The sequence below is a fragment of the Mammaliicoccus sp. O-M54 genome, from assembly GCF_022386035.1.
GTDB lineage: Bacteria > Bacillota > Bacilli > Staphylococcales > Staphylococcaceae > Mammaliicoccus > Mammaliicoccus sciuri_A.
Genome location: NZ_JAJNJE010000003.1, coordinates 270,169 through 287,686 on the forward strand (window position 1 = coordinate 270,169; position 17,518 = coordinate 287,686).

18 protein-coding genes are annotated in these 17,518 nt (G+C 32.3%); 4 read left to right on the forward strand and 14 right to left on the reverse strand.

The window, feature by feature from the left end; all coding sequences use genetic code 11:
- Positions 1 to 12 precede the first annotated feature (12 nt).
- The 4 genes from LQ673_RS07245 to LQ673_RS07260 form a co-directional block, all read right to left on the reverse strand.
- Positions 13 to 468: a FadR/GntR family transcriptional regulator gene (locus LQ673_RS07245; protein WP_025904315.1), complete on the reverse strand. Its 456-nt coding sequence runs from the start codon at positions 466 to 468 to the stop codon at positions 13 to 15.
- 19 nt (positions 469 to 487) lie between these two features.
- Positions 488 to 1,717, reverse strand: a complete 1,230-nt coding sequence (gene ystJ, locus LQ673_RS07250; RefSeq protein WP_025904316.1) for an NADP-dependent malic enzyme — start codon at positions 1,715 to 1,717, stop codon at positions 488 to 490.
- A gap of 134 nt (positions 1,718 to 1,851) precedes the next feature.
- A complete protein-coding gene (locus LQ673_RS07255; protein WP_191835676.1) occupies positions 1,852 to 5,043 on the reverse strand; it encodes a DNA polymerase III subunit alpha in 3,192 nt (1,063 codons plus the stop codon).
- An 11-nt stretch (positions 5,044 to 5,054) separates the two neighbouring features.
- Positions 5,055 to 5,981 (reverse strand): DHH family phosphoesterase, encoded by a 927-nt coding sequence (locus LQ673_RS07260; protein ID WP_191835677.1) that lies wholly within the window; start codon positions 5,979 to 5,981, stop codon positions 5,055 to 5,057.
- Between the two features lie 74 nt (positions 5,982 to 6,055).
- Here LQ673_RS07260 and LQ673_RS07265 point away from each other — a divergent pair, with 74 nt between their 5' ends.
- Positions 6,056 to 6,406: a YtpI family protein gene (locus tag LQ673_RS07265; RefSeq protein ID WP_191835678.1), complete on the forward strand. Its 351-nt coding sequence runs from the start codon at positions 6,056 to 6,058 to the stop codon at positions 6,404 to 6,406.
- Positions 6,407 to 6,440: 34 nt separating this feature from the next.
- Here LQ673_RS07265 and LQ673_RS07270 read toward each other — a convergent pair whose 3' ends face one another.
- On the reverse strand, positions 6,441 to 7,736 hold the full coding sequence (locus LQ673_RS07270; protein WP_037588511.1) for a DRTGG domain-containing protein: 1,296 nt from the start codon (positions 7,734 to 7,736) through the stop codon (positions 6,441 to 6,443).
- A gap of 195 nt (positions 7,737 to 7,931) precedes the next feature.
- Positions 7,932 to 8,621 (reverse strand): metal-dependent hydrolase, encoded by a 690-nt coding sequence (locus LQ673_RS07275; protein ID WP_037588512.1) that lies wholly within the window; start codon positions 8,619 to 8,621, stop codon positions 7,932 to 7,934.
- A gap of 108 nt (positions 8,622 to 8,729) precedes the next feature.
- Between LQ673_RS07275 and LQ673_RS07280 the strand changes: the two genes are divergently transcribed.
- A complete protein-coding gene (locus tag LQ673_RS07280) occupies positions 8,730 to 9,788 on the forward strand; it encodes a M24 family metallopeptidase (protein ID WP_371683274.1) in 1,059 nt (352 codons plus the stop codon).
- Complete coding sequence (locus LQ673_RS07285; protein ID WP_126477576.1) at positions 9,785 to 10,414, forward strand: copper homeostasis protein CutC; 630 nt, start codon at positions 9,785 to 9,787, stop codon at positions 10,412 to 10,414. The genes LQ673_RS07280 and LQ673_RS07285 overlap by 4 nt, the downstream gene beginning before the upstream one ends.
- A gap of 46 nt (positions 10,415 to 10,460) precedes the next feature.
- On the opposite strand, the gene ald is transcribed toward LQ673_RS07285, so the two are convergent.
- Positions 10,461 to 11,573 carry an alanine dehydrogenase gene (gene ald, locus LQ673_RS07290; protein ID WP_126477577.1) on the reverse strand — a complete coding sequence of 371 codons (1,113 nt, stop codon included), beginning with the start codon at positions 11,571 to 11,573 and terminating at the stop codon, positions 10,461 to 10,463.
- Positions 11,574 to 11,805: 232 nt separating this feature from the next.
- Between ald and LQ673_RS07295 the strand changes: the two genes are divergently transcribed.
- On the forward strand, positions 11,806 to 12,312 hold the full coding sequence (locus LQ673_RS07295; protein ID WP_025904325.1) for a universal stress protein: 507 nt from the start codon (positions 11,806 to 11,808) through the stop codon (positions 12,310 to 12,312).
- Between the two features lie 25 nt (positions 12,313 to 12,337).
- Here LQ673_RS07295 and LQ673_RS07300 read toward each other — a convergent pair whose 3' ends face one another.
- The 7 genes from LQ673_RS07300 to sppA all read right to left on the reverse strand — a co-directional run bounded on the left by LQ673_RS07300 (position 12,338) and on the right by sppA (position 17,458).
- On the reverse strand, positions 12,338 to 12,565 hold the full coding sequence (locus LQ673_RS07300) for a hypothetical protein (RefSeq protein ID WP_126477578.1): 228 nt from the start codon (positions 12,563 to 12,565) through the stop codon (positions 12,338 to 12,340).
- A gap of 219 nt (positions 12,566 to 12,784) precedes the next feature.
- Positions 12,785 to 12,913 (reverse strand): hypothetical protein, encoded by a 129-nt coding sequence (locus LQ673_RS14795; protein WP_257213200.1) that lies wholly within the window; start codon positions 12,911 to 12,913, stop codon positions 12,785 to 12,787.
- Between the two features lie 128 nt (positions 12,914 to 13,041).
- Positions 13,042 to 14,238 (reverse strand): acetate kinase, encoded by a 1,197-nt coding sequence (locus LQ673_RS07305; protein WP_037588517.1) that lies wholly within the window; start codon positions 14,236 to 14,238, stop codon positions 13,042 to 13,044.
- Positions 14,239 to 14,313: 75 nt separating this feature from the next.
- A complete protein-coding gene (locus tag LQ673_RS07310) occupies positions 14,314 to 15,258 on the reverse strand; it encodes a class I SAM-dependent methyltransferase (protein WP_107577536.1) in 945 nt (314 codons plus the stop codon).
- A 60-nt stretch (positions 15,259 to 15,318) separates the two neighbouring features.
- Positions 15,319 to 15,819 carry a thiol peroxidase gene (gene tpx, locus LQ673_RS07315; RefSeq protein WP_025905504.1) on the reverse strand — a complete coding sequence of 167 codons (501 nt, stop codon included), beginning with the start codon at positions 15,817 to 15,819 and terminating at the stop codon, positions 15,319 to 15,321.
- A gap of 79 nt (positions 15,820 to 15,898) precedes the next feature.
- Positions 15,899 to 16,450, reverse strand: a complete 552-nt coding sequence (locus tag LQ673_RS07320) for an RDD family protein (protein WP_037588520.1) — start codon at positions 16,448 to 16,450, stop codon at positions 15,899 to 15,901.
- Between the two features lie 12 nt (positions 16,451 to 16,462).
- On the reverse strand, positions 16,463 to 17,458 hold the full coding sequence (gene sppA / locus LQ673_RS07325; RefSeq protein ID WP_037588522.1) for a signal peptide peptidase SppA: 996 nt from the start codon (positions 17,456 to 17,458) through the stop codon (positions 16,463 to 16,465).
- Between the last annotated feature and the right edge of the window lie 60 nt (positions 17,459 to 17,518).

The following is a 17,518-nucleotide window of genomic DNA, read 5'->3' on the forward strand; positions in this document are numbered from 1 at the left end:
ATCCCCCTGATTTTATTTACAATTGTCTCTTTCAAATCTATCACTATATTGAGAGAGTAGCTTCCAAATCATATACATAATTTGATTATTATTATTTGAAACAAGTTCTTCTTTTGAATTTGTTTCAATGTTATTGTGTTCTTCACAGAAATTTTCAATCATCCATTTTAATTCATTGATTTCATCTAGTTGTGATTCATTATGAATTAAGAACCTTCCGATTAAATCAAAAAGCTGGTGTTGGTACATATCACTTAAGAATGTACCTTCACCTCTTCTAGTATGTATCACCCCTAAAAGTTCTAATGCTCTTAGGGCTTCTCTGATACTTGAACGTCCAACATTTAAGGTTTCACTTAAAAATCTTTCGGAAGGCAATTTTTCACCCACTTGAATATTTTTTTCAACAATAATTGACTGAATTTGTTCGACAATCTTGATTAATCCTTTTTGCTTTTCTTTATCCAACGTGAGTCTCCTTCCAAAATTATGACAAGTCTGCTAATTCATATGTTCTACGTTCTATTTCATCAACATCAACTTCAATACGTGCTACACCTGATTCCATACCAGCTTTTGCTACTGCTTTCGCAACATATGGTGCAACTCTTGGATCGAATGGCCCAGGAATGACATAATCAGCGTTTAATTCTTCCTCTGAAACAAGGTTAGCAATTGCTTCTACTGCAGCTTGTTTCATTTCTTCATTTATATGAGTTGCACGAATATCTAATGCACCTCTAAAAATACCAGGAAATGCTAATACATTATTAATTTGGTTAGGGAAATCAGAACGTCCTGTACCAATAACTTTAGCACCCGCTTCTTTTGCTATATCTGGCATAATTTCAGGAACTGGGTTAGCCATAGCAAAGATAATTGGATCTTCAGCCATAGTTTCAACTAATTCTTTAGTTAATGCGCCTTCAACAGATACACCTACAAATACATCCGCATCTTTAATAACATCTGATAATTGACCTTCTGTTTTGTCTTTGTTTGTCCATTTCGCAACAAAGTCTTTAGTAGGATTCATACCATAAGGACGGTCTTCGTAAATCGCACCTCTAGAATCACACATAATCATATTTCTTACACCATAACTGTATAATAATTTAATAATTGCAATACCAGCTGCACCTGCACCGTTTAAAACAACTTTTATATCGGATAATTTTCTGTCAGTAATTTTCAATGCATTAATCAAACCAGCAACAGTTACGATCGCCGTACCATGCTGATCATCATGAAAGACAGGTATTTTAGTTTCTTTTTTTAGACGTTCTTCAATTTCAAAGCATCGAGGTGCTGAAATATCTTCTAAGTTAACGCCACCGTAGTTAGGTTCTAATAATTTAACAGTATTCACAATTTCATCAACGTCTGTCGTATTAAGTGCAATTGGCACACCATCTACACCAGCAAAGCTTTTGAATAAAACTGCTTTCCCTTCCATTACAGGTATACTTGCTTCAGGACCAATATCACCTAAACCTAATACAGCTGTTCCATCTGTAATTACAGCTACTGCATTTGATTTCATTGTATAGTCATATACTTTTCTTACGTCTTCATGTATATCTTTACATGGTTCTGCAACACCTGGAGAATAAGCAAGACTTAATTCCTCTTTATTAGTGACTTTAACTTTGGCATAAACGCCTAATTTACCTTGTTTTTCTTTATGCATATATAGTGCATCATCTCTTAATGACAAAATAATCATCCCTTCATTGTATGTATCTATCCCTTTATTATACATTAAATTTCTATAATTAAATTAAAAAATTCTTCATAGTGGTCAGACCACCATGAAGAATACTATAGCATAAATTATTTAATTAATAAAGCCTATAAAAGACGTACATTTTCATAACCTATTTTATGAATAAATTCTTCAAAGTTACCATGATTTAAGTTTAAATAACCAAGCATTTTTGAACTATAATCTTTATCATTAAAATACGTTACTTTAATATGACGATCGTGGTCATTTGTTATCCACTCTGCTAAATCTTCTACATTTCTTACGACGACTTCTTTTGTCGTATTAAATTTATGTTGTTTAAATGCTTCTAATGTATCTATTTGATTAATAATCATTTGTGTCTTACCATTTCTTTTTTCGAATTTGCCATTGATAATTACTGGGACATTGGTGATATCAGTTGTTTCAATTTGTTTATATGCATCAGGGAATATAACCCCCTCAACTTCATTTAATCCGTCTATTAAATTGACGAACGCCATATTTTGACCTTTTTTAGTTCTAATTTTCCTTAGTGATGCAATCATTACGAGCATCGGTACTTTATTATGGTCTATTCTTAATGGATAAATCGATAAATATTGATGTTGATTGAATAATGAAATGATTGGATGCTCAGTTGCATAGAACCCTAAGTATTCTTTTTCATACTCACTTTTCATAAGATTAGGCATTTCTTCAACTTCTTTAAATTCTTTCTTTACGTTCAATCCTAACTCTTTTAATAAATTATTAGAATCTCCGACAGACTCACTACTTTCATAAACATCGTCAATAGACTGTAACAAAGTCGCTCTAGTCTGACCAAAATCATCTAAAGCGCCTGCATATATAAGCGCTTGTATCAATTTCTTACTTTTAGCCTTACTTGGTAATCGATGTACAAGATCAAACATATCTTTATACGTTCCGTTTGTTTTTCTTTCATCAACAATCACTTTTACACTTTGATAACCAACGCTTTTAATTGCACCAAGTGACGTATAAATACCTTTTTTAGTTGCTTTATAGAACCATTCACTATGATTTATGGACGGTGGATATATTTTCACACCAATTCTTTTAAGTTCCGTTACCATTTGTTCTGTCTTAACTTCATTACCAACTACATTAGAAAGAATCGCAGCATAAAAATATGTCGGATAATGTACTTTCAAATAAGTCATGATATACGCAATTTTACTATATGCAACTGCATGTGCTTTTGGATAACCATAGTCTGCAAACTTCAGTATTAAATCAAATATTTTTACAGCTGTTGATTCCTCGTAACCTCTTTCCAAGCTACCATTCACGAAATGTTTTCTTTCATTTTCTAACACTGCTCTGTTCTTCTTACTCATCGCACGTCTCAAAATATCCGCTTCACCATATGAGAATCCTGCGAACTTACTCGCAATCTGCATAATCTGTTCTTGATAAATAATAACGCCATATGTTGATTTCAATATCTCTTTTAAATCTGGATGTAAATATTCTATCTCTGCATTTTGTCTACGTCTTTTAATATATGTTGGTATTTCTTCCATTGGTCCAGGTCTATATAGAGAGGTAACTGCTACAATATCGAGAAAATGGTCAGGCTTTAACCTTTTTAATACACTTCTAACACCTTGAGATTCAAGTTGGAAAATACCTGTTGTTTCACCTTTAGACAATAGTTGAAAGACTTTAGGATCATCAAAAGGAATTTTTTCAATATCTACAATTTGATTTTCTTGATATTTCACTTGATTGACCACTTGTTGAATAATCGATAAATTTCTTAAACCAAGAAAGTCGATTTTTAATAAACCGATCTTTTCAGTTTCTGTCATCGTCCATTGCGTTAAGACACCTGTATCACCCATCATCGTAGGTACAAATTGGTGTAAAGACTGATCATTAATAATGATACCTGCTGCATGGGTCGATGTATGTCTCGGTAAACCTTCTAATTGTTTACTCAATTGAAACCATTTTTCATGCAAATGATTCTGGTTAACAAATTGTTTAAACGCATCATCTTCAAATGCTTCGTCTAATGTAATACCTAATTTATGCGGAATTAATTTTGAAATGTAATTGAGTGTAGCATCATCAAACTGCAATATTCTACCTACATCTCTTGCTACTGCTCTCGCTTGAAGATGACCGTAAGTTACAATCCCAGCAACACGATTATCGCCGTATTTTTCTTGAACATATTGAATCACTTTATCACGCTTAGTATCTTGAAAGTCGATATCAATATCCGGCATCGTCACACGTTCTGGGTTTAAAAATCTTTCAAATAACAAATCAAATTCAATCGGATCAATAGTTGTAATATTTAAAATAAAACTAACTAGAGATCCACCAGATGAACCACGTCCAGGTCCAACTAATACATTTTGATCTTTCGCATAATTGATTAAGTCACTAACGATTAGGAAATAATCTGAATATCCCATTTTTACAATAATATCGTATTCGTATTGAAGTCTTTTTTCATATACTTCATTAAATTGTGGATACTTTGCTTTATTCATCATTAATAATTCCCAAAGATATTCATCACTTGATTGATTATCAGGCGTTTTATATTTTGGTAATAAATCTTGATGATACTCAATTTCGACCTGACATTTTTGAGCTATTTCATCTGTATTTTGTATGTACGCTTCATCTATATTAATTTGCGATATATCTTGTTTAGTTAAAAAATGATGATTTAAGTTTTGTTGAAAATCACTCATCGTTAATTTTTCATTATTTTTAATTGCGTGAAGTGCAATTAAACTATCACCATCATTTTCATTCAAATAAAGTGCAGACTTCATAAAGACTTTTTTATGATCCATATCAATCGTAGAATCATGAGAAATATATTTATCATTGTCATCAATTGTTATAGCTTGGAATAAATAATAGTTGGCTTCATTGATTTGTTTACCAATAATTATAAGACCTTCTGAATATGCATTTACCCATTCAATTGGTGCTGAAAATCGTTCTTTAATGGATATAGCAGACGATAACTTAATTAAATTATGATAGCCCGTTTTATTTTTAGCTAAGACCACACATTCAACTTGATTGAGTTGGTCATCTAAATAAATAGTTAATCCGAAGATAGGTTTTATATTTTGTTTTATACATGCATCATAAAATTGTAAAGCACCGTGCAGAACATTTAAATCTGTAAGAGCAAGCGCTTGATAATTTTCATTTTTAGCTTTTTGAACAACATCTGGGATTCTAATACTTGAATTAAGCAAATCATATGATGAATGAATATTTAAATGACTTACCATGCGCTCACCTCCTATATTTCAGATTTAATATCTGCTGCTAATGCATCAAACTCTTCCCAACTATATACAGATGCACCTGAAGCATTTGGATGTCCTCCACCGTTATATTTAGCTGCGATATGATTAATTTTTATGCCTTTTGAACGAATTCTACATCTTATTTCTTTACCTTCATCGACAGCAAATACCCATGCTTTTAATCCATTAATATCTGAAACAGTATTCACGAATAATGAAGCTTCATTAGGTTGCAAGTTGAATTGTTCAAGTATATCTTTCGTAATTTTAATTGAACAGAATCCCTCACCATCATATTTGAAATTCTGAAGAATATATCCTTGGAAGTGAAGTAAAGCTGGGTCTCTTTCACTCAATTGGTTAAGTAATTTAGTACGTTCAAATTCTTTCGTCATTAACTCTGCTGCAACTTCCATTGTATGTGTAGACGTATTATCAAATAAGAATCTACCTGTGTCACCAACGATGCCTAAATATAAGACTCTACTTGCTTTCTCACTTACATTTGAACCATTTAAATTCCATGATTTATTTAAATCAAAGATAATTTCACTTGTAGATGATGCTTCTGTATTTACAAAATTAATATCACCATATGAGTCAACTGGAGGGTGATGGTCAATCTTAATTAATTCGTCACCAGTATTATAGCGACTATCATCAATACGTGGTGCGTTTGCTGTATCACAAACAATCACAAGTGCGCCATTATATGTGTCATCTGCAATTTCATCCAAATCCCCAATAAATGTTAGCGTCGGTTCAGGTTGACCGACTGCATATATATGCTTTTCAGGAAAAGCCTCTTGTAATATATATTTCAAGCCTAATTGAGAGCCGTATGCATCAGGGTCTGGTCTAACATGCCTATGTATGATAATTGTTTCATATTGCTTTATTTTATTTAATATTTCTTCCATTGTTATCCTTCTTTCTTTATATTTACTTATATTTTATTAATTGATATAATTCGACTTGGTAGGAGGAATCAAACATGTCATCTGAAATTATGTCTACACTAGTTGCTTTAGCAGTAACTGTTATGATTATTGCTTTAATATTTGCTATCTTAAATTTAGCACGTTCATTTAGAACGAAACGTGACGTTAGAAAAGCTTATCATAAAGCACGTTCAAGATTTTACTTTGGTATATTTATGATCGCATTTGCAGCAGACCAAGTATTGTTATTCCCAACATTAGTCACTTATATTATTGTTTTAGTATTATTATTCTTTGGTATTTTAAACGTATCTTATGGCTATAGAGCAAGTAAATACTTTAAAGGTAACTTACCTATCGAGAACAAAGCTTGGGAAGACTTCGAACAAAAAAAGCATCAATAATATTTTAAAAAGCGTTGTATCACATAACGCTTTTTTATTTTTCGAGAATTTGACACATCAGTAATGCTTTCGCAACAGTCGCACTACCGCTCACCATCGTAACTTCGAATTTAGCAAATATTCTACCGATATCTAATGTTGTAATTTTCACTTCTACATCGTCATCAATTTGAACAGTTTTTAAATAATAAATATCTATATGTTCAATCATGATTTCTGATTTTTTCATTTTTCTTATTTCATAACGCAACGCTTCTTCAATAACTGCAATATAGACGGATTTCGTTAACATACCGAATTGATTCGTTAATTGTGGAGATATATTCACCACAACATTACCATTGTCCATTGTGATTTGCTTTGCAATTTGGTCATGAATCGTTTCACCTATTTGTGGTTGTCTACTCATTAATTGCATCGTCTTTAATACATCTTCACGAGAAATAATTCCGATTAATACTTTAGAGGTTGATACAACAGGCAATAATTCAATCCCTTCCCAAATCATAAGATGGGCACAAGTTGCGATTGTCGTATTTAAATGCGCAATGATAGGTGATTTCGTCATCAATGTTCTGATACTTTTATCTTGTTCTTCGTTAACAATATCTTTACTCGTTAAAATACCTACAACTTTCATTTCGCTATCAACAACTGGAAAACGCGTATGAGATGTTTGTTGAGATAATTCATTCCAATCTCGCACTTTTTGTTTGTCATCTAAATAAGAAGTTGATTCAATAGGAATCATAATATCTTCAACCATTAAAATTTCTTTTTTAATCATTTGATCATATATAGCTCTATTAATAATATTGGCAACTAAAAATGTATCATAATTTGATAAAATAATCGGAAGTTCGTGTTCGTCAGCGTAGTTTATAATATCTTCATTCGCTTCAAAACCACCCGTAATTAAAACAGCAGAACCTCTTTTTAAAGCTTCCATTTGTACATCTGATCTATTACCAACAATCAGCAATGTATTTTTAGTTAAATATTTAACGACATCATTTAATTCCATTGCACCAATTGCAAATTTTGATAAAGTTTTATATAAGCCTTGTTTACCGCCCAATACTTGACCATCCACAATTTTAACAATTTCATTAAATGTTAAATTTTCAATTTGTTCTCTAGATTTTCTCTCAATTCTAACTGTCCCTACTCTATCAATAGATGCTACAAGCCCTTGATTATCCGCTTCTTTAATTGCACGATAGGCTGTACCTTCAGAGACGTTTAAATCTTTCGCTATCTGTCTGACAGAGATTTTATGTCCAACAGATAACGATTCAATATACTTAATAATTTGCTCATGTTTCGTCATGTTTATACCCTCTATCAAATTTTATGAATTACTTTCTATTATACATTTTTAATGTCTTAAATGATATCTTAAAAATTAAATAAAAGATTGAAACAACGCTTATTAAATTAAGTATTTTATACAGATTTACTTCTTAAACTTAAAAGCTGAGATGACAAAATCATCTCAGCTTACTAAACTTACTACCATATTCATTTATAATTCTACCGATTCACCAGGTTTTAAAATGTGAACTTCTGATTCCGTTACAGCTTTTTCAAAATCTTTAGGGTCTTGTTTAATAAAGTCAAATGTATCGTAATGAATAGGTACTACTTTTTTCGGCTTGATAAATTCATTAACTGCATAACTTGCATCATCAATGCCCATTGTAAAGTTGTCGCCTATCGGAATAAAGCACAAATCAACTGGGTGTCTATCTGCAATTAATTTCATATCGCTGAATAAACCAGTGTCACCTGTATGATAAATTGTACCCGCTTCAGTTTCTAATACAATTCCAGCTGGCATACCTAAATAGATGATTTCTCCATTTTCTTCTGTAAAGCTATTACTATGAAAGGCTTGCACATATTTTACTTTTCCAAAATTAAATTCAATATTCCCACCAATATTCATTGGATGTAAGTTTTCTAATCCGTGTTTATTAGATAAATAATCAATCGCTTCAGGTAACGCTATAACAGTTGCACCAGTTCTTTTTGCAATGCTAACAGTATCACCTAAATGATCGCCATGACCATGAGTTAATATAATATAATCTGCTTCTACTTCATCTGCCGTTAAATCTGATAATGGATTCCCTGTTATAAATGGATCCACAATCACTTTATGTCCTTTACTTTCAAAATAGATTACTGATTGTCCATGAAATGATACTTTCATGAATCTCCCTCCTCACATTGTCTTTTCCGTATATTATATACCCTAAATTTGAATTTATGAATCAAGAAGTCTAAAATAATGATGTAAGAAAGAGATTTGGGAGGAAGAATAATGGAACATAATGAAATTGCAACATTTTTAAAAGATAAAGGTGCGGACGCAGCATGGATTACAACGCCTTTAAACATCTTTTATTTAACAGGTTATTTATCTGAACCACATGAACGTCTATTTAGTTTATTAGTCACTAAAGATGGTGAAGAAACACTATTTTGTCCAAAAATGGAAGTAGAAGAAGCTAAAAATGCAGGCTTCACTGGAAACATCGTTGGATACATAGATACAGAATCACCATTCGATTTAATTGAACAACAATCTTATAAAACTTTCGCGATTGAATCAGAGCATTTATCAGTTAAAAGACTTCGTGAAATTGAAAAAGCATTTAATGTTGAAACAATTGTTGATATTGATCAAGTATTGAAAGATATTAGAAATGTAAAAACAAATGACGAGATTGAGTTGTTACAAGAAGCGGCTAAATATGCAGATTTAGCGATTCAAGCTGGCGTTGATAAATTAGAAGTTGGCGTTTCTGAAATTGAAGTATTAAATCATATTGAAACAACTATGAAACAACATGGTATTTCTAAGATGAGCTTTGATACTATGGTATTATTCGGCGATCATGCAGCAGCTCCTCATGGTACACCAGGAGAAAGAACTTTAAAAGAAAACGAATATGTACTATTTGACCTAGGTGTCATTTATAAAGGTTATTGTTCAGATATCACTAGAACTGTTCCATTTGGTACACCTTCTGAAAAAGCACAAGAAATTTACAATGTCGTACTTGATGCTAATAAACAAGCGATTGAAATGATTAAACCAGGTGCTAAAATTGCTGACTGCGATAAAGTAGCTAGAGATATTATTAGCAATGCTGGTTATGGTGAATACTTCCCACATAGACTTGGTCACGGACTTGGATTAAGCGTCCATGAATTCCCAGACATTTCCAGTGCTAATACGGATGAATTCAAACCAGGCATGGTATTAACAGTTGAACCTGGAATATACGTTCCTGGTGTTGCTGGCGTTAGAATTGAAGACGATATCGTTGTAACTGAAGACGGACATCGCATACTAACAGGCTACCAAAAATGATTAAAGAAGCTTGTGTAGAAACAATTTCGCAAATTGAACATGCGATTAAAAACGGTGCAAATCGAATAGAACTTTGCGATAACCTTTCAGTTGGTGGTACAACACCAAGTTACGGAATGGTAAAGATTGCAGTAGAACTTTGTCATCAACATAACGTCGAAGTCGCTGTCATGATTAGACCTCGCGGTGGAGATTTTAACTATAATTATTTCGAATATGAAATCATGCGACAAGATATATTACAATTGAAAGATTTGAAAGTTGATGCATTTGTATTTGGCTGTTTAGATGAACACGGACATCTTGACGAATGGAAGATGAAAGCATTAAAAGAAACATGTGGTATCATACATGCCGTTTGTCATATGGCGTTTGATTCTATTAATCCATATCATCAATTAAAATCATTAGACTGGTTAATTAAACACCAATTCAGTCGCCTACTAACACATGGCGGACCTAGTGATAGTGTGATATTTGATAACATTAACCATTTAGGTAAATTGTTGATTTATTCAAAAGGCAATATCACAATTATGCCAGGTGGCGGACTCAATAAAGATAACTTATCTCAACTCATAGAAGACATACCATTCGATGAAGTACACGGTACAAAAATCGTATAATAAGAAAAACCTGAGACGAAATTCGTCTCAGGTTTTTTTGGTGGAGTTATCTCAAAACTTCTTGATAAGGAGTGTATTCTTTATCAAAAGCTTTTGCAACTTCTTTATATGTTAGTTTACCGTGTATTGTGTTTAAACCTTTAGCAAGCGCTTCGTTATCTTGACATGCTTTAACGTAGCCTTTGTTTGCTAATTGAATTGCATAAGGAGTTGTTGCATTATTTAATGCAATTGTAGATGTTCTTGGAACTGCTCCTGGCATATTAGCAACTGCATAGTGTACGACACCATGTTTAACATATGTTGGATCATCGTGTGTCGTAATTCTATCTGATGTTTCGAATGAACCACCTTGGTCAATCGCGATGTCTACTAATACTGAACCTGGTTTCATTTTCTTAACCATATCTTCAGTTACTAGTTTCGGTGCTTTAGCACCTGGGATAAGTACTGATCCAATTACTAAATCACTTTCAACAACTGCTTCTTCAATATTTAGTGGTGATGACATCATCGTTTGCACGCTTGCACCAAATAAATCATCTAATTGTTGTAAACGTGTAGGATTTAAGTCAATAATCGTAACGTCTGCTCCAAGACCAACTGCCATTTTAGCAGCATTTGTTCCTGCTTGACCTCCACCGATTATTGTTACTTTCCCTCTTTTAACACCTGGTACACCAGATAATAATATTCCAATGCCTCCGTGTGTTTTTTGTAGGAATTGCGCACCAATTTGAGTTGACATTCTTCCTGCTACTTCACTCATTGGCGCTAGTAATGGTAATGAACGATCGCTTAACTGAACAGTTTCATAAGCAATTGCAGTTACTTCATTTTCTAGTAATGCATTTGTTAAAGATTCTTCAGCAGCTAAATGTAAGTATGTAAATAGGATTAAGTCTTTCTTGAAGAATTGGTATTCTTCTTGTAATGGTTCTTTAACTTTCATAACCATTTCAACATTCCATGCTTCTTCTTGACTTACAATTTCTGCTCCAGCTTGTTGATAATCTTCGTTAGTAAATTGTGAACCTAATCCTGCCTCAGTTTCTACTTTAACAACATGATTTTGTGCAACTAAACTTGCCACGCCACTAGGTGTTAATGCCACCCTATTTTCGTTATTTTTTATCTCTCTTGGTACTCCAATAATCATTTTTCATTCCTCCTTGTTTTTATCATAACGCCACAAATTTGAAAGCGCAATCATTATTATTCAATTTTTATATTATCCTTATTTTCTAAATTTTTTAAATTTTCTTACTAAAACCAATTTTAACATACATTATATAAAAATCGTGTAAATTCCCTATTATTTAAAAGTTTATAATGTTATTTTTTCAGAAAATTATGATATAATTAAACAAAAGAACTAGGAGGCGGTTTCTATGTTAAGTTACAAAAATATTTTAATTGCAGTAGACGGATCAACTGAATCAGAATGGGCTTATAATAAAGCTGTAGCCGTTGCTAAACGTAATGACGCTAAATTAACAATTGTTAACGTTGTAGATTCTAGATCATATGCAAGTGTTGAAGCCTATGATACTCAAATAGTAAATAAAGCAACAAGTTTTGCTGAAAGTTTATTATCTGGATATAAAGAATTCGCTGAGAATAATGGTGTTCATAACGTAGCGACTAAGCTTGAATTCGGATCTCCAAAAACAGTTATTCCTAAAAAATTAGCAGTAGAATTTGACGTAGATTTAATCATGTGTGGTACTTCAGGATTAAATGCAGTAGAACGATTTATCGTTGGTTCTGTATCAGAATCAATTGTAAGAAACTCACCATGTGACGTTCTAGTAGTAAGAACAGAAACAATGCCTGAAGATTTCGAACCAGTTGTAGCAACAAAAGAATTATTCGAAGAACACCACGAAGGTAAATAAATAGACATAAGAAAAGCGTTCAGTCTTAATGGCTGGACGCTTTATCTTTTTTCTTATCGAAAAAATCTTTTTTAATTAAAAAATCAAAAATCACAATAATTATTACTACTCCAAAGGGCATAATTATGTATCGAATACTTTTATTTATATCATCGATAGATTCCCCATAAATATTTAAAATAAAATACATTATAAAACAATAAATAATCGCTACTAGTATACCTGTTTTATTTCTCTGTCTTTTTTTTCGCATGATACGCTCCTTTCTTTGAATTTAGTAAAATTTGGAAATGCATAAATTAATTATAATACTACTTCCAATTTTTGTATATAATAATTGTCAGAATTTTGAATAAATTGATATTTTTGTCTAAGTATAATACGTAGAATACCTTTCTAATAGCTTAACTTCCTCCTCTTAACAACATTCCAAATAAAAAAACATTCAACCTTATGGCTGAACGCTTTTATATTAGTTTTGATTATTATTTTGATTTTTTAAGTTTTGATTATTTTCTTGTTTTTGTTTTCTTGATTGTTCTTTAACGACTCTACGTGTAACGATTCTAACTAATTTCATTAATGCTCTTTCTGGTCTCATTTATATATCCTCCTTAGAACATGCATTACTTACATATAACCGTAGAATCACTTTTTAAACATAAAAAAACGAGACTGGCATCTTATTCACATATAAGATACGCCTGCCTCGCTTTAAAATATACTTTATTATCCTAAGTTACCAAATTTCACAACATCACGTGCGATCATAACTTCTTCGTCAGTTGGAATTACAATAACTTTTACTGGTGAATGTGGGTAGTTGATGAACGCTTCTTCTCCACGTAAACCTGTGTTTAAGCGTTGATCCCAATAAACACCCATAAATTCTAATCCTTCTAATACTTTAGCACGAACTGTGTCAGAGTTTTCCCCTACACCAGCTGTAAATACAATTGCATCTAAGCCGTGCATTCTTGTAGCATATGATCCCATGTATTTATGGATTCTAGATGCGAATACATCTAATGCTAATTTAGCACGTTCGTTACCTTCGTTAGCGTCTTGCTCGATATCTCTTAAGTCACTTGATGAACCTGAGATACCAAGTAAACCTGATTCTTTATTAAGGATATTTAATACTTCTTCAGCATTTTTACCAGTTTTCTCCATGATATATGGAATTAAAGCTGGGTCAAGGTTACCTGAACGTGTACCCATTGTAACACCTGCTAATGGTGTGAAGCCCATTGAAGTATCAACTGATTTACCACCGTCAATTGCAGCAATAGAAGCACCATTACCGATATGACAAGAGATAATTCTTAATTGATCTAAAGGACGATCTAATAATTCTGCTGCTCTTTCAGATACATATTTATGACTTGTACCATGGAAACCATATTTACGAATACCGAAATCTTTATAGAAGTTGTAAGGTAAGCTGTATAAATATGATTCTTCTGGCATTGTTTGGTGGAATGATGTATCGAATACTGCAACATGTGGGATACTTGGCAATAATTTTCTAAATGCTTTAATACCCATGATATTTGCAGGATTGTGTAAAGGTGCTAAATCAGTTAATGATTCGATTTTAGCTAATACATCATCAGTAACAAGTGCTGATTCTGGGAATAATTCTCCGCCATGAACAACACGATGACCAGTACCTTGAATATCATTAATGTCTTCGATGATATTGTGCTCTTTTAAAGCTTCAATCATGATGTTTACTGCAACTTCATGATTTTCAATATCTAATGTTTTTGTGATTTTTTCCCCGTCAACCGTAATTGAGAAAATTGAATTTTTCAATCCGATACGTTCGATTAATCCTTTTGTGATAACTTTTTCTTCAGGCATCTCAAATAATTGGAATTTTAAAGATGAGCTACCAGCATTAATTGCTATAATTTTTGTCATTTAGACTTCCTCCTGATAATACTATTCTATACTATTTAAACACTAATACAGTTATGAATCAAGCATTAATACAGTTTATAAAGAATGATTTTCTTTCATCCATTCATCTACTTCTGATAAAAACGTTTGCAATTGAGATTGTGCCTTGAAATCTGGTATGTTTGCTAGCAATACTTCAACGCTCTTAGTAATTCCAGGGTCTTTCTTCTGTAAAATCAATAGTGATTTACGTGATTGTTCTGTCTTGAACAGTGAATTAGGAAAGTTTAAAAATGCTTGCATTTCTGTTTCTGTTGCAATATATTTTTGAAGCTGTTTCACTTCTTCACCTTCAAAGATATTTGTTGGTACGATTAAGAATACATAACCACCTGGTCTTGTTGCTGTAACAGCTTGTTCTAATAATAAATAATGACTATAACTATGCCCTTCATCAAAGCCTAATTTCATCTCTTTACTGCGTTCATCAACTGGATAATATCCGACAGGTAAATCGCCGACAATGACATCCGCTTCTTCTAAAGGTAGTGGCATTATAGCATCTTGTGGGTATACATCAAATGGTATTTCTAAGAAGTTAGCTAAATGTATACTTACACGTTGTAATACAGGATCTACTTCAATCAAGTGGTGCATCAATGTCTTGTCTTGATTTTGTTCATTGATTGTTGCACTCAAATGTCCTGTACCACTTGCAATATCTACAATGTTTAATTCTTTTTTGTTTTTATTAAATAAGTTTACAAGGTAGCTTAAAATAAACCCAATTGAATCTGGCGTCATTTGATGATTGGGTTGTATTACTTCTTCTTTTAATAAACTTAAATAAGCAAATTGGAACGCTTTTCTTCGTTCTTGTAATGTTGATTGTTCTAAAAGATCTCTTTGGTTTGTATAAATGTCTTCCATCGCCAAACCAAGATTCTCTATATAACTTTGTCCATTCTCGTCGTGGAGGTCTTTACTTTTTACATCAAGTTTTTCAAATAATACTTCCATCATATTCTTTTCTTCAGTCATAATTGCCCTCTTTCGTATAAAAAGCTGTCCACTAAATGGACAGCAGTTTATGGTTGTTAATTAGTCTAAATTTTTGAATGCTTCTAAAGCTTTGTCATAGTCAGGATGGTTTGTACCTTCACTCACTATTTCTGCATAAACAACTTTATTATCTTTGTCCAAAACAAATACTGAACGTGCTAATAAACGAAGTTCTTTCATGATAACACCATAGTTCTCACCAAATGATAAATCACGGTGGTCACTTAATGTAATCACATTATCTAAACCTTCAGCTGCACACCATCTTTTTTGAGCAAATGGTAAGTCGTTAGAAATTGTTAAGACAACGCCATCTTGTTCATTTGCAGCTTCTTCATTAAATTTACGTGTTTGTTGACTGCACACGCCTGTATCTAAAGAAGGTACGGCACTAATAAGTTTCTTTTTACCTTCATAGTCTTTTAATGTCTTTTCAGATAGGTCGTTTGCTAATACAGTAAAATCAGGTGCTACTGAACCTACTTTAACTTCCTCACCTAATATTGTAATTGGTTCATTCTTGAATGTAACTTGCGCCATAAAAAAAGCCTCCTTATTCTTGATAAATATATTTTATCATGATTAAAGAGACTTTAAAATTCTTTTGATTATAACTTAGTTATCCAATCACATTTTGGAAGTCTTTTCTCATTTGAACATATTTGTTTTTGAGAACGACTGTTTCCCCAAAATAGTCATGAATACCTTTATGCTTTTTCGTAAATGCTACTACAATATATGGAATGCCTAATAATGCACCAGAAATAATTCGTCCGATCCATTCTCTAAATAGGACATCCTTCAATTTGAGCGGTTGAGCATCTTCTCGATAGACACTTAAACCTAAAATCATCTTGCCTAGTGTTGCTTTAAAATAATACGTCATCAACACGAAATATAAATAAAATATTAAGGCACTAGCCATATTTTCAACACTGAAGTATGGCACCCATAGATAAGAATCATTGATATCTGTAAGTGCAAATATCGGACTTAGTACAATACCTTTAAATCCTGCTAAAGCTAAAATATCGATGATATAAGCTAAAAATCGGACCCAGAATCCAGCAAATACGATGGATTTAATATCAGACATATATTTATTGACAGTACGCTCAATTTCACTTTGTTGACGTGTAGTAGCGACTTGTTCATAACTTGTTTCTGTCATTACAATCCCTCCTTATTCACCGTATAAATACATAGGTTGTGGTGATTTATTCGCTTTAATTAAGGCTTCATATTTAGTCATATCATCTAAACCTATCATAGAAGAAAGTTTACTTTTAGCAGCCATTGGGAAGTTTAAGAATCCGCCTGTTGTATCATATGTTACAACTTGTGCATGTTTGGATTTAATGTCACTTCTTAATGCTTTAATAGCATCATCTTCATAACCAATTTCATCAATTAAACCGTTTGATTTAGCTTGTTGTGCTGAATAAATTCTACCATCAGCTAATTTCTTAACTTCTGATTCTGACATATGTCTACCATCTTTAATAACATTTACAAATTGTTTATAACTATCATCGATGATAGATTGCATGATCTCGCGTTCTTCTTTCGACATTTCTTTCATTGGGTTCAAGATTTGTTTATGTTTACCAGAAGTGACAGATTCATCTTTCACACCTAAATCATTCGCAAGTTCAGAATAATTAATACTTGAAATAATTACCCCAAGTGAACCTGTTAAAGTTTGTGAACCTGCATAAATTTTGTCTGCTGGTGTTGAGATATAATAGCCACCTGATGCTGCCATATTTTTCATTTGAACATAAACTTTTTTATCTTTAGCTTTAATTTCTTCTAATTTTTTATGTATTTCATCACTTTCATATGTTCCACCACCTGGTGAATTCACAACTAGAAGTACACCTTTAACTTGATCGTCTTTTTTAATTTTATCAAGTTGTTTTAAGAAGGATTGATGATTATACCCTCCTCCACTAAATAATGACTCTTGGACACCTGTATCTTGAATGGTACCATCTACTGATAATTTAACAATTTTGCTACTACTATCACTACCAGATACGACAGACTCACTTATGCCATCTGAATCTGTTACTGTTTTTTTCCACGAATCGTCTAAAAATATGCCAACTGTGCTGACAACTATACCACCTACAACTAAAACAGCTGCGATGATTATCGCAATAATTCGTTTAGACATAGTATCATCCTTTCTATTTTAAATATTTACATTTATAATAATAACAGACTTTAATAATAA

Coding starts and splice junctions, on each gene's coding strand:
- LQ673_RS07255 (WP_191835676.1), bottom strand. CDS start 5,043: ATGGTAAGTCATTTAAATATTCATTCATCATATGATTTGCTTAATTCA.
- LQ673_RS07260 (WP_191835677.1), bottom strand. CDS start 5,981: ATGGAAGAAATATTAAATAAAATAAAGCAATATGAAACAATTATCATA.
- LQ673_RS07265 (WP_191835678.1), top strand. CDS start 6,056: ATGTCATCTGAAATTATGTCTACACTAGTTGCTTTAGCAGTAACTGTT.
- LQ673_RS07270 (WP_037588511.1), bottom strand. CDS start 7,736: ATGACGAAACATGAGCAAATTATTAAGTATATTGAATCGTTATCTGTT.
- LQ673_RS07275 (WP_037588512.1), bottom strand. CDS start 8,621: ATGAAAGTATCATTTCATGGACAATCAGTAATCTATTTTGAAAGTAAA.
- LQ673_RS07285 (WP_126477576.1), top strand. CDS start 9,785: ATGATTAAAGAAGCTTGTGTAGAAACAATTTCGCAAATTGAACATGCG.
- ald (WP_126477577.1), bottom strand. CDS start 11,573: ATGATTATTGGAGTACCAAGAGAGATAAAAAATAACGAAAATAGGGTG.
- LQ673_RS07295 (WP_025904325.1), top strand. CDS start 11,806: ATGTTAAGTTACAAAAATATTTTAATTGCAGTAGACGGATCAACTGAA.
- LQ673_RS07300 (WP_126477578.1), bottom strand. CDS start 12,565: ATGCGAAAAAAAAGACAGAGAAATAAAACAGGTATACTAGTAGCGATT.
- LQ673_RS14795 (WP_257213200.1), bottom strand. CDS start 12,913: ATGAGACCAGAAAGAGCATTAATGAAATTAGTTAGAATCGTTACACGT.
- LQ673_RS07305 (WP_037588517.1), bottom strand. CDS start 14,238: ATGACAAAAATTATAGCAATTAATGCTGGTAGCTCATCTTTAAAATTC.
- LQ673_RS07310 (WP_107577536.1), bottom strand. CDS start 15,258: ATGACTGAAGAAAAGAATATGATGGAAGTATTATTTGAAAAACTTGAT.
- tpx (WP_025905504.1), bottom strand. CDS start 15,819: ATGGCGCAAGTTACATTCAAGAATGAACCAATTACAATATTAGGTGAG.
- LQ673_RS07320 (WP_037588520.1), bottom strand. CDS start 16,450: ATGACAGAAACAAGTTATGAACAAGTCGCTACTACACGTCAACAAAGT.
- sppA (WP_037588522.1), bottom strand. CDS start 17,458: ATGTCTAAACGAATTATTGCGATAATCATCGCAGCTGTTTTAGTTGTA.